This window comes from Nocardia sp. NPDC004573 (assembly GCF_053602135.1).
Genome location: NZ_JBSGDA010000012.1, coordinates 38308 through 50613, shown reverse-complemented (window position 1 = coordinate 50613; position 12306 = coordinate 38308). Strand labels below are relative to the sequence as shown.

Sequence of the window (12306 nt, the reverse complement as noted above, 5' to 3'; positions counted from 1 at the left end):
GCAGGGTCGGTCCGGGTGGCCCTGCGGTGTCGGATCGTGGCCCTTCGCAGGGTCGGTCCGGGTGGCCCTGCGGTGTCGGATCGTGGTCCCTCGCAGGATCAGACCGGGTGGCCCTGCGGTGTGTGCGCGGGTTGGAAGCGGCCCGCGTGCCGGGTGTCCTCGGCGCGGATGACGTGGGTCACGGCGTTGATCAGCGCCAGGTGGGTGAACGCCTGGGGGAAGTTGCCGAGGTGGCGCCCGCTGCGCGGATCGATCTCCTCGGCGTACAACCGCAGCGGGCTGGCGAAGCCGAGCAGTCGCTCGCACAGGTGCCTGGCCCGCTGAATCTGCCCGATCTCGACCAGCGCCGAGACCAGCCAGAACGAGCAGATGGTGAACGCGCCTTCCACGCCGCTCAACCCGTCGTCGGTCGTCTCGGTCCGATACCGCAGCACCAGGCCGTTCTCGGTGAGCCGGTCGGCGATGGCCAGCACGGTGGCGCGTACCCGGTCGTCCTCGGGCGGCAGGAAACGGGTGAGCACCACCAGCAGCAGCGAGGCGTCCAGGGTGTCGCCGCCGTAGACCTGGGTGAACACGCCTTCGGAGTTGACGCCTTTGGCCAGGACGTCGGCCTTGATCTCCTCCGCGATCGCGTACCACTCCTCGGCGTGCTCGTACTGACCGTGCAGCTCGGCCAATTTCGCGCCGCGATCCAGCGCCACCCAGCACATCACCTTCGACGAGGTGAAATGCTGCGGCTCGCCACGCACCTCCCAGATGCCCCGGTCGGGTTCCTTCCAGTGCTCGATGGCGGCGCGCACCTGGCGGACCAGCAGCGGCCACAAGGTCTCCGGCACCTGCTGGCGCGACTTCACATGCAGGTACACCGCGTCGAGCATGGTCCCCCAGATGTCGTGCTGGTCCTGGTTGTAGGCGTTGTTGCCGATGCGCACCGGGCGGGAGTTGTCGTAACCGCTCAAGTGGTCGAGGATGATCTCGTCGAGCTGGCGTTCGCCCCCGATGCCGTAGAGCACCTGCAGCGGAACGGGCTCGCCCTCCTCGCCGGTCGTCGCGTCGTTGAGGAACGCGAAGAAATCGTCGGCCTCCCGGTCCAGGCCGAGTGTGTACAGGCCCCACAGCGCGAAGCTGGCGTCCCGCACCCAGCTGTAGCGGTAATCCCAATTGCGTTCCCCGCCGGGCGTTTCCGGTAGGGACGTGGTGGCGGCGGCTATCAGGGCGCCCGTCGGCGCGTAGGTGAGGCCCTTGAGCGTGAGCGCGCTGCGTTGCAGATAGTTGCGCCACGGGTGATCGGGGAACTTGCCGAGCGTGATCCACTGGCGCCAGCATTCGGTGGTCTGCCACATCTTGTTCGCGGCCTCGTCGAAGGTGCGCGGCGCGGGCAGCTCCGACCAGGTGAGCGCGACGAAGACTTCGTCGCCCTCCTTCATCCTGGTGCGGGCCCGCGCCTCGCGGCCCTCCAGCCCGAGGCGCAGATCCGTGGTGAGCACCAGCGTCGGACCGGCGCTGGCGTCGTCGCTGCGCACCGCGGTCGCCTCCTCGTACACCTTGCCGGTGTACTCCCAGCGGGCGGTGGCCCGGTGGTAGTCGAACGCGGGCTCGCAACTCATCTCGAGCTCCACGGTGCCGTTCACGCATTTCACCGTGCGCAACAGCAGGTGCTCGGCATCCCAGTCCATCGGGGTGCGCCGGTGGGTCTTGCTGCGCTGATCGTTGTTGTGCCAGCGCCCGAGCACCAGCGCGTCGCGCACGATCAGCCAGCCGGTGCCGGTCTGCCAGGTGGTCTCCAGGATCATCCCGCCCGGCAGGTAGCGGCGGGCGGCAGGCACGTTCACCCCGTAGGGACCGACCCGGAAGTGGCCCGCGCTGCGGTCCAGCACCGCCCCGAAGATGCTCGGCGAATCCGGCCGCGGCACGCACATCCATTCCACCGCACCGTTGCTGGCGATCAGGCAACTGGTCTCGCAATCGGACAGGAAGGCGTAGTCGTCGATCGGCGGGTAGGCGCCGCGGCGGTGCGGCTCGGTCGTGCCCGTGGCTTCGGTCAGGCTGGTCGGCAGGCCGTCGGAGTCGTTGAGGGTGAGGTCATCGGAGGACGCCATACCCCATCTTCGGGCCGAGGCGCGCCCGGCGTCCACCGCTTGGTCCGGCCGCTGTGCCGATGGCCTCGTGGAACCGGCCGGCGAACCGACTAGGCTGGGATCGTGCATCGCATCGCAGGATGGTGGGACGGCTTCGAGCTGTGGGTGGCGGGACTGCCGTTCATCCCGCAGTTCTTGGTGGTCCTCGTGGGCATGGTCCCGATCAGCTTCGCCATCGCCTACGGGCTCGATCGCGTGCTGCGTGCCGTGCTGCGCATCCTGGATCGCCGATACGGCGCCCACCCCGCACCGGTTCGGCCCGCCCCGGCCGCCGCGATGCTCGAACCCGAGCAGGCGGCCGAAGCTCGCACGCCGGTGCAGAGCGGGGCGCGTTGATGCCTCGCTCGCGCGTTCAGCTCGCCCTCGTCGCCCTGCTCTTACTCATCGTCGTCGCCTGGTTGCTCGCCCGCTGACGATCAGTTTCCGCCGGTCCGCCAGTCGCCGAACCGTTTGCCGAGCTTCGCGACGGTGTCGCCGACTTCGTGGGCGACCGTGCTCGCCGCCGCGCCGACATCCCGGCCCAGCGTGCGCACCGTCCGGATGAGCGGATCTTCGGACTGGTCGAAGTTCGTGCGGTAGGTGCGGGCGGCCGCTCTCATCTCGTCGGTGATCCTGGTGGCGCGATCCTGGTCCCGGCGCGGATAGTCGCCCGCCAGCACGCGGTCGTAGTCGCCGCTCTGGATCCAGCGGCGCAGTTCGGCCGCGCGCAGCACGGAGAAGGGGTGGCTCTGCAGCTCCAGGTTGAGCAGCTTCAGCACGCCGTCACGCAAGTCGCCGGACCGTTCGTAGTCGTCGGCCTGGGCCAGGAACGCCCCGTGATTCATCTCTCTCACCCAGGCGCCGCCCGCCGTCTTCATATGGACGCGCACCGACGCGTCGACATCCTGGCCGCACAGCAGCCCTGCCCGGTCGCCGGACAGCTCCGACTTGCGGCTCCATTCCATGAGGGCCGCGACGATGCCGCGCAACGCCCAGCCGCCGACCGGCAGCCAGCCGACGCTCGCGGAGACCCGCAGCAGGTGCATCAGCATCGTGCGGTACACCGCGTGGCCGGACAGCGCGTGCCCGAGTTCGTGACCGACCACGAAACGCAGCTCCTCGGTGTCCATCAGTTCGAGCAAGCCCGTCGTCAGGACGATGAACGGCCGGTCCATGCCGATGGTGAGGGCGTTGACCTGCGGGCTCTGCAGCACGAACAGCTCGGGCGTGGTGGGGGCGTCAAGGATCCGCACGGCGTCCTGGCGCAGATGGTGGAGGGTACGGAACTGCCGCTCGTCCACCCGGACCGCGGTGGCCAGATACAGCAGCCGGTGCTGGCGTTCTTGCAGCAAACCCGACAGTGTGCGCAGCACCACGTCGAACCCCGCCAGTGACCGCAAGGTAACCAGGGCGGTGCGGTCGGCGGGATGCTCCCACGTGCGAGTGCTGATGCCGGGGAACGGGACGCGGACGCGATCCGGACTGGTGGTCATGGGATGAAACCCCCCTCTTCCTGGGACTCTTCGATTCGAACTCCGTCGTTCGCTCTGATAAAGTCTGCCCGTGTCTTCGAGCGCCGTCCCGCAGGTCCGCCATGAATTGGCGTTGATTGCTGTCGGTGATCTCGCGGTCGCGGACGTCTACTGTCGCTGATCGGCCACCGGGCACATCCGCGTCTCGTTCCCAGCAGACCGGCGCGCTTCTTGCAGATGTGCCCGCCTTCCGGCGGCCCGTTGGGCCGATAGTCGCCGCTGCCGTATCGCTCGATCGGCAGGTCTGCTGAACCAAGAAGATGGTCGCCGCCACCGATGTATCTACCGGAGAACTGGCGGTCCGCACGAAAGGTCCACCCCGATGGCTCGCAAATCTTGGCTTTCGCCGCGTCGACGCTACAGCGCCGTTGCCCTCGCCGCGGTCGCGGCGGTCGCGCTAACCGCGTGCGGCGGCGGAGCCAGCGACACGGTCGGGGGAGGCGCTTCCGATGGCAGCGGCGGCACCCTCAACCTGTACGCCTACGCCGTGCCGAAGCCCGGCTTCGACAAGGTGATCCCCGAGTTCAACAAGACCGAGCAGGGCAAGGGCGTGCAGATCCAGCAGTCCTACGGCGCCTCCGGTGACCAGTCCCGCAAGGTGAAGGACGGCGCCGAGGCCGACGTGGTCAACTTCTCGGTCGAGCCGGACATCACCCGCCTGGTCGACGCGGGCCTGGTGGAGGCGAGCTGGAACGCCGACGCCACCAAGGGCGTGCCGTTCGGCTCGGTGGTCGCGATCGTCGTGCGCAAGGGCAACCCCAAGGGCATCAAGGACTGGGACGACCTGTTGAAGCCGGGCGTCGAGGTGGTCACCCCGAACCCGTTCAGCTCCGGATCGGCCAAGTGGAACCTGCTCGCGCCGTACGCGGCCAAGAGCGACGGCGGCAAGAACCCGCAGGCCGGTTTGGACTACCTGAGCAAGCTGGTCTCCAAGGAGCACGTGAAGGTGCAGCCCAAGTCCGGGCGCGAAGCGACCGAGACCTTCCTGCAGGGCACCGGTGACGTGCTGCTCAGCTACGAGAACGAGGCGATCTTCTCCGAGCGCAACGGCGATCAGATCGAGCACTTCGTCCCGCCGGTGACGTTCAAGATCGAGAATCCGGTCGCGGTGCTGAAGAACAGCAACAACCAGCAGAAGGCCGTGGCCTTCCGCGACTTCCTCTTCACTCCTGAAGGGCAGAAGGCCTGGGCCGCCGCCGGTTTCCGCCCGGTCGACCCGAAGGTCGCCGCCGACTACGCCAAGGACTTCCCCACGCCGCAGAAACTGTGGACGATCGCCGACCTCGGCGGCTGGAAGATCGTGGACAAGGAGCTGTTCGCCCCGAACACCGGCTCGGTCGCGGTGATCTACGACAATGCGACCAAGTGACCGGGTGACCCCCGTTACACGGGATACTGGACGATCGTGACGAAGAGCAGTAACGCCGGGACCGTGCAGGAAGACGGTCCCGGCGCCTCCGACGCAGCCCGCGCGAGCGGCCGCTGGAACTGGTCGTGGCTGCGCGTGACCGGTTCGGTGGGGCCGCTCGGCATCGCCACCGCCGTGCTGTGGCTGAGCATCATCGTGCTGTTGCCGCTGGCGGCGCTCACCGTGACGAGCTTCGAGGACGGGTGGTCCGGCTTCTGGGACGCGGTCACCGCGCCTGCCGCGGTGGACTCGCTGCGCATCACCGTGCTGGTCTCGGTGGTGGTGGCGGTGATCAACGTGGTGATGGGCACGCTGATCGCCTGGGTGCTGGTCCGTGACCGGTTCCCCGGCAAAGGTGTCGTCAACGCGCTGATCGACCTGCCGTTCGCGCTGCCGACCATCGTGGCCAGCATCGTGCTGCTCTCGCTGTACGGTCCGCAGAGTCCGGTGGACATCCACCTGAACGCCACCCAGCCGGGCCTGGTGGTCGCGCTGGCGTTCGTCACGCTGCCGTTCGTGGTGCGCTCGGTGCAGCCGGTGCTGATCGAGGCGGACCGCGAGGTGGAGCAGGCCGCGCTCTCGCTGGGCGCGAACAACTGGACCACCTTTCGCAGGATCGTGCTGCCCGCGCTGACGCCGGCGATCATCAGCGGTGGCGGGCTGGCGTTCGCCCGCGCCATCGGCGAGTACGGCTCGGTGGTCCTGATCGGCGGCGCGATCCCGCGCAAGACCGAGATGGCCTCCCAGTACATCCAGAAGCAGATCGAGATCGACCGGCCGGTGAACGCGGCGGCGGTGTCGGTCGCGCTGCTGGCCATCTCGTTCGCGACGCTGCTGGTGCTGCGTCTGCTCGCCGAACGCAGCGCGCGCAAGGAGCAGGCGACTCGATGACACACGATCGTGCACAGCGCCCGGCGTCGCCGGAGCGCGGAAATTCTCGCGGGATGGAGCGGTCGCGATGAGATTGCATCCGCTGACCCGTATCTCGTTGCGGACGGTGGCGCTCGGCTATCTGTTCGTGCTGCTGGTTCTGCCCCTGATCATCATCCTGTGGCGCACCTTCGAGCGGGGCGTCGGCGCGTTCGCCGACTCGATCACCACGCCCGCGGCGATCTCGGCGTTCCAGTTGTCGCTGCTGATCGTGGCGATCACCGTCCCGGTGAACGTGATCTTCGGCATCGTGACGGCGCTCGCGCTGGTCCGCGGAAAGTTCCCGGGACGCAACCTGGTTCAGGGCATCGTGGACCTGCCGTTCGCGGTCTCGCCCGTGGTGGTGGGTGTGTCGCTGATCCTGCTCTGGGGTGCGGGTGGCTGGTTCGGTGGTCTGGAGGACGTGGGTTTCAAGGTCATCTTCAACTTGCCGGGCATGGTGATCGCCACCATCTTCGTCACGCTGCCGTTCGTGGTGCGTGAGGTGGAGCCGGTGCTGCACGAGATCGGCGACGACCAGGAGCAGGCCGCGGCCACCCTGGGCGCGTCGAAATGGCAGACGTTCTGGCGGATCACGCTGCCCGCGATCCGGTGGGGCCTGACCTACGGCGTGGTGCTCACCGTCGCGCGCGCGCTCGGCGAGTTCGGCGCGGTGATCATGGTGTCCAGCGCCCTGCCGGGCAAGTCGCAGACGCTGACGCTGCTCGTGCACGGCCGGTACATCAACGACCACAACACCTTCGGCGCCTATTCCGCCGCGACATTGCTGATGGGCATCGCCCTCGTCACCCTTCTGCTGATGACCATCCTCGAACGTAAGCGGGGCGCAAAGTGATCACCGTGACCAACGCGTACAAGAACTACGGCACGTTCGCGGCCCTCGACGACGTGACCATCGACATTCCCTCCGGCGAGCTCACCGCGCTGCTCGGCCCGTCGGGCTCGGGCAAGTCGACGCTGCTGCGCTCGATCGCCGGACTGGAATCGCTGGACTCCGGCGTGGTCACCATCGCGGGACGTGACGTCACCCGGGTACCGCCGCAGAAACGTGACATCGGCTTCGTGTTCCAGCATTACGCGGCGTTCAAGCATATGACGGTGCGCGACAATGTGGCGTTCGGCCTGAAGATCCGCAAGCGCCCGAAGAGCGAGATCAGCAAGCGTGTCGACGAATTGCTCGGCATCGTGGGATTGGACGGCTTCCAGCACCGCTACCCGGCCCAGCTGTCGGGTGGTCAGCGCCAGCGCATGGCACTGGCGCGCGCGCTCGCCGTCGATCCGCAGGTGTTGCTGCTGGACGAACCGTTCGGCGCGCTGGACGCCAAAGTCCGTGCCGATCTGCGGACCTGGCTGCGCCGGCTGCACGAAGAGGTCCACGTGACCACCGTGCTGGTCACCCACGACCAGGAGGAGGCGCTGGACGTCGCCGACCGGATCGCGGTGATGAACTCCGGCCGCATCGAGCAGATCGGCACTCCGGAGGACGTATACGACCGTCCGGCCAACGAGTTCGTCATGTCGTTCCTCGGCGCGGTGGCCCGGCTGAACGGACATCTGGTGCGTCCGCACGACATTCGCGTCGGCCGTGATCCCGGCATGGCGCTCGCCGAGCACGAGGGCACCGCGGAGTCCGCGGGTGTCACCAGGGCGACGGTCGAGCGCGTGGTGCATCTCGGCTTCGAGGTGCGCGTGGAGTTGCGCAACGCCGCGACCGGCGACCTGTTCGCCGCGCAGGTCACCCGCGGTGACGCCGAAGCGCTGCGGCTGTCGGACGGTGAGACGGTGTACGTCCGCGCCACCCGGATTCCAGAACTTCCCGCTCACCAGGCGTCCGGCGGGTAATCGCGTCCGGATGGGCGACGAGCGCGGCGCTGAAAGGTTGCTGCGCTCGTCGGCATTCGGTGTGGCGACCGTCTGTCCCTGGGCTGCGGTGCGGTTGCCGATCGGGCAGCGATGCGGCAGCCGCGCGGGCGATCGTGCCGGACCCGGCAGGCGGTGCCGCTGTCCGTGGTTGCCATCATTCCGGCATTCCGTCCCGATCGGCAAATAGTCGGCACCGATCCGGGGAGTCTCGTCAGGAGGAGTATCCCCATGTGGAGTGCCATCGACGAGCGGCGTCCCTCGCAATATGCGAAACCCGGCAAACCTCTACCGGGCATGATCGATCCCCGCGTGTCGCAAGGAAACCCGACTGGACGGCATGTGCAACGCTGCTCGGCCAGGTGAGCGCGCCGAAGATCGCCGAAGCGGTGCGGTGCGGCACAGGCGGCGTGCGGACAATCGGTTGTCCGGACTTGGCACGAAGATCGCGGAGTGGTTGCCTAAACGCGTTCGAAGCAAATCGGCACGGCGATCGGGTGGATTGCGATGGCGGTTGGTCTCGGGTTGAGCATCGGTACGGTGAACACGGTTTCCGTTCTGACGGAGGAAGGTTCGGCCAAGGCTCCGCCGGGGCGACGCAAAACGCAGCGGGCGCAGACCATCACGCGCCGCACCACGCTGACCTTCGACAGCACCGGCGTCGCCCGGGTCGGCATGATTCCGCGGCACGGTCGCGCGGTCACCGAATTCGCCGATCTCACCCAGCGTTCCAGCACATGGGCGCGGGTGGGCAATCGCGCGCTCGCGCCCGCCGACCTCGTCGCCACGGTGGCCAAGTGCCTGATCGACGAGGTGCTGCAGGATCAGGCGGGGACCGACTCCGGGCTCGGCATCGCGGTGACCTATCCGGCCCGCTACGCCGACGAGCAGGTGGACGCGTTGCGCGCGGCGCTCGACGGTGTCCACCTCACGCAGGCCGCGCTGGTCGCCGAACCCGTCGCGGCGGCGGCCTGGCTGGAAGCCGACCGTGGTCCGCTGATGCCGGGGCTCACCCTGGTCTACGATCTCGGCGGCGCGGGGCTCGACGTCACTTTGGTCCGGGTGGGCGCGGGGTGTCCGAGCAACCCGATCGTCGGCGTCTCCCTGCGTTCGACGGAATTCGGCGGCCGCGCGTTCGGCGCGTTGATCGCCGAGCATGCCGGGCAGGGTCTGTCCTCGTCGTCGGTCTCCGAGTCCGTCGCCGACACGGTCGCCGGAGAACTGCGGGTCCGGCATGTCCGGGAGTCCCTGCAACTCGTCTACCGCTGCCTGCGGGTCGCGGATGTCACCATGGCCGACGTCGACCGGGTCCTGGTGGTCGGCGGGGCGGCGCGACCGGCGGAGGTGGCCGAGGTGCTCGCCGCGGAACTGGCCAGGCCGGTGATCGCTGCCGCGGATCCCGAGCGGACCACCGCCGACGGCGCCGCGATCATCGGCCGGAGGGCGGCGGTCGTGGCGGAGGCGGTGGCCGAGCAGCGTCGAGCCAGGCGCCGCCGGGTGCGTCGTCGGGCCGCCACACGCGCCTTGATGCTGTCGCGCCGGACCCGGCGCAGACTGGGCCGGGCGGTCGCGGTGACGAGCATGTCGGCGGTGTTCGGTCTCGGAACTTCGATCCTGGCGGCCGGTGACGGGGCGCTGGTGAGTTAGGCGTCCGGTCAGGGCTGCGACGAACAAGGGCCGTCCGGCGGTGCGCGTGATGAGGGCGCGCATCGCCGGACGGCCCTGGCAACTGCTGGGTTGACGTTACCCTCCGTTGGTGTAACTATGGGATACAGTTAAACGGTTCCATCGACGAGAGGCAGTGACGACGATGTCCGCAGCCGTGACACCAGCCGTCGATCCTGATCTGGAGAAGGCGCAGGAGTACGCCGCCAAGCTGCTGCTGCTCTCCGAGGGATCGGTCAACAAGCATTTCGATCCCTTCGAGGACATCGATTGGGACAACCCCGACTTCGCTGCCGACGCCGGCGAGGAGCGCTGGATCCTGCCCGTGTCCGCCGACACGGTGGCCCGCCATCCCTGGTATCAGGCGTTGAGCAAGGAACAGAAGATCGCGGTCGGCAAATACCGGCAGGCGAACATCGCCAAGGTCGGCCTGCAATTCGAGTCGATCCTGATCAGTGGCATGGTCATCCACAACTTCGGCCTGCCCAACGGCTCGCCGGAGTTCCGGTACTGCTCCCACGAGATGATCGAGGAGCACAACCACACCCTGATGTTCCAGGAGATGGTCAACCGGATCGGGCTGGACGTGCCCGGCATGGGGCCGCTGGTCAGCAAGTTCAAGTACCTGGGCGCTCCGGTGGCCGCCTGGTTCCCGAACCTGTTCTTCATGGCCGTGCTGGCCGGTGAGGAGCCGATCGACCACATCCAGAAGCAGATCCTGCGCTCGGGCGAAGAGGTGCACCCGATCATGCGCGGCGTGATGGCCATCCACGTCGCGGAAGAGGCGCGGCACATCTCCTTCGCGCACGAGTTCCTGAAGAACCATGTGCCGGAGGCCAAGCCCGCGCAGAAGTTCATCCTCTCGCTGGCCATGCCGATCGTCATGTGGATCCTCGGCCGCGCGATCGTCACGCCGCCGCGATCGTTCTTCGCCGAGTTCGACATCCCCGAGAAGGTCCGCAAGGAGCTGTTCTACGGCTCGAAGGAGGCCAAGCGGGTCTTCAGCGACTACTTCTGCGACGTGCGCGCCCTGGCCAAGGACATCGGGCTGATGAATCCGGTCGCCAAGGCCGTCTGGAAGGCGCTGGGGATCGACGGTCCGAGCACCCGCTTCCGGTCCGAACCGCTGCGCGCCGCGAGCAAGGTCGCCTGAGTCGCATGCCGTACGTCGTCACCCAATCCTGTTGCAGCGACGCGTCCTGCGTGTACGCCTGCCCGGTCAACTGCATCCATCCCACGCCCGACGAACCGGACTTCCGGACGGCGGAGATGCTGTACGTCGACCCGCAGGCGTGCGTGGACTGCGGCGCCTGCGCCACCGCGTGCCCGGTCGACGCCATCGTGTCAGCGAAGAAGCTGACCGCTGAGCAGAAGCCGTTCATCGAGATCAACGCCGATTTCTACCGGCAGGCGCGGCCGCGCCCCCTGCTGGCGCGACCGGTGCCCGCGGCGCGGATTGACACCGAGCGCTCGCCGCTGCGGGTGGCGATCGTGGGATCCGGTCCGTCGGCGATGTACGCCGCCGACGAGTTGCTGACCCAGCCCGAGGTGTCGGTGACGGTGTTGGACCGGCTGCCGGTGCCCTACGGGCTGGCCAGACACGGCGTCGCCCCGGACCACGACAAGACCCGCAAGGTCGGCGAGCTGTTCGACGTCATCTCCGCGCAGCCGGGGTTCGGTTCGTACTTGAACGTCGATGTCGGTGCGCATGTTTCGCACGCCGAACTGCTCGACCATTTCCACGCCGTGATCTACGCGGTCGGCGCGTCGTCGGATCGCAAACTCGCCGTCCCGGGTGAGGGCCTGGCGGGCACCGTGTCGGCCACCGATTTCGTGGCCTGGTACAACGGTCACCCCGATTACGCCGACCGGGTATTCGACCTGTCCGCCCGGCGTGCCGTGATCGTCGGCAACGGCAATGTCGCCCTCGACGTCGCGCGCGTGCTGACCAGTGACCCCGCGACGCTGGCCGGTACCGACATCGCGCCGTCCGCGTTGCGGGCGCTGCGCGAGAGCAAGATCGAGGAAGTGGTCGTGCTCGGCCGGCGCGGCCCGCTCGAATCAGCGTTCACCGTGCCGGAATTCGTCGGCCTGCTCGGCTGCGATGTGGACGTCGTGGTCGAGGGCGAGCTGCCCGGACTCGGCGCGGAACTGCCTTTCCATGTGGAACAGAAGCTGCGGCTGCTGCACAGCGCGCGGACCCGGCCGGTGGGCGAGCGCAAGCGCATCGTGTTCCGCTATCTGTCCGCCCCCACCGAGATCCTCGGCACCGATCGGGTGACCGGCCTCGAGGTCGGCCGCACCGAGCTGGTCACCGATCCGGACGGCCGCGTCCGCGCCGTCGCGACCGGGGCGACCGATCGGCTGGACGCCGGCTTGGTGCTCACCTCGGTCGGTTACCGCGGCGTCGCGGTGCCGGGCCTGCCGTTCGACGAGCAGGCCGCGGTGATCCCGAACGAGCAGGGCCGAGTGCTGGAACATCCGGGCGGCACCGTGGTCGCCGGGACGTATGTGACCGGCTGGATCAAGCGTGGGCCCACCGGCTTCATCGGCACCAACAAGTCCTGTGCGCAGGAGACGGTGCGGCAGCTGGCCGCGGACTTCAACGCGGGGCGTCTGCCCGAACCCGCCGGGTCCGCCGCGGAATTCGATCGGCTGGTGCGGATGCGCCAGCCCGCGGTCCGGGCCGGGGGAGCGGTGGGAGCCCGCCCCGGCCGAGTCCGCCGCTTGCTGGCTCGCGCCTGACGAACCCCGCCTCGAGATACCCCGGCCGCGCCGGTATCTCGAGGCGGTT

At 68.4% G+C, this 12306-nt stretch carries 11 protein-coding genes; 9 read left to right on the top strand and 2 right to left on the bottom strand.

From position 1 onward, the window contains the following. Positions 1 to 98 precede the first annotated feature (98 nt). Positions 99 to 2099 carry a glycoside hydrolase family 15 protein gene (locus ACWEKR_RS19990; protein ID WP_452355743.1) on the bottom strand — a complete coding sequence of 667 codons (2001 nt, stop codon included), beginning with the start codon at positions 2097 to 2099 and terminating at the stop codon, positions 99 to 101. Positions 2100 to 2201: 102 nt separating this feature from the next. Here ACWEKR_RS19990 and ACWEKR_RS19985 point away from each other — a divergent pair, with 102 nt between their 5' ends. Next, complete coding sequence (locus tag ACWEKR_RS19985) at positions 2202 to 2474, top strand: hypothetical protein (RefSeq protein ID WP_452355742.1); 273 nt, start codon at positions 2202 to 2204, stop codon at positions 2472 to 2474. Between the two features lie 80 nt (positions 2475 to 2554). Here the strand turns inward: ACWEKR_RS19985 and ACWEKR_RS19980 are convergent, their stop codons facing one another. Next, the gene (locus ACWEKR_RS19980) at positions 2555 to 3610 is read right to left on the bottom strand and encodes a M48 family metallopeptidase (RefSeq protein WP_452355741.1); all 1056 of its coding nucleotides are present in this window, start codon (positions 3608 to 3610) and stop codon (positions 2555 to 2557) included. 70 nt (positions 3611 to 3680) lie between these two features. On the opposite strand from ACWEKR_RS19980, the gene ACWEKR_RS19975 reads away from it, so the two are divergent. The 8 genes from ACWEKR_RS19975 to ACWEKR_RS19940 all read left to right on the top strand — a co-directional run bounded on the left by ACWEKR_RS19975 (position 3681) and on the right by ACWEKR_RS19940 (position 12257). Beyond that, complete coding sequence (locus tag ACWEKR_RS19975) at positions 3681 to 3770, top strand: Ms4533A family Cys-rich leader peptide (RefSeq protein ID WP_321210233.1); 90 nt, start codon at positions 3681 to 3683, stop codon at positions 3768 to 3770. Between the two features lie 201 nt (positions 3771 to 3971). Next, on the top strand, positions 3972 to 5018 hold the full coding sequence (locus tag ACWEKR_RS19970; protein ID WP_452355740.1) for a sulfate ABC transporter substrate-binding protein: 1047 nt from the start codon (positions 3972 to 3974) through the stop codon (positions 5016 to 5018). A gap of 129 nt (positions 5019 to 5147) precedes the next feature. Then, positions 5148 to 5948 carry a sulfate ABC transporter permease subunit CysT gene (gene cysT / locus ACWEKR_RS19965; RefSeq protein WP_452355839.1) on the top strand — a complete coding sequence of 267 codons (801 nt, stop codon included), beginning with the start codon at positions 5148 to 5150 and terminating at the stop codon, positions 5946 to 5948. Positions 5949 to 6015: 67 nt separating this feature from the next. Next, complete coding sequence (cysW, locus tag ACWEKR_RS19960; RefSeq protein WP_159845166.1) at positions 6016 to 6822, top strand: sulfate ABC transporter permease subunit CysW; 807 nt, start codon at positions 6016 to 6018, stop codon at positions 6820 to 6822. Further along, complete coding sequence (locus ACWEKR_RS19955; protein WP_452355739.1) at positions 6819 to 7829, top strand: sulfate/molybdate ABC transporter ATP-binding protein; 1011 nt, start codon at positions 6819 to 6821, stop codon at positions 7827 to 7829. The genes cysW and ACWEKR_RS19955 overlap by 4 nt, the downstream gene beginning before the upstream one ends. Positions 7830 to 8387: 558 nt before the next feature. Next, complete coding sequence (locus ACWEKR_RS19950) at positions 8388 to 9494, top strand: Hsp70 family protein (RefSeq protein ID WP_452355738.1); 1107 nt, start codon at positions 8388 to 8390, stop codon at positions 9492 to 9494. A 163-nt stretch (positions 9495 to 9657) separates the two neighbouring features. Next, entirely contained in the window at positions 9658 to 10665 is a 1008-nt protein-coding gene (locus tag ACWEKR_RS19945; RefSeq protein ID WP_452355737.1) for an AurF N-oxygenase family protein, read from the top strand. A 5-nt stretch (positions 10666 to 10670) separates the two neighbouring features. Then, the gene (locus ACWEKR_RS19940) at positions 10671 to 12257 is read left to right on the top strand and encodes an FAD-dependent oxidoreductase (RefSeq protein WP_452355736.1); all 1587 of its coding nucleotides are present in this window, start codon (positions 10671 to 10673) and stop codon (positions 12255 to 12257) included. Positions 12258 to 12306: the final 49 nt, after the last annotated feature.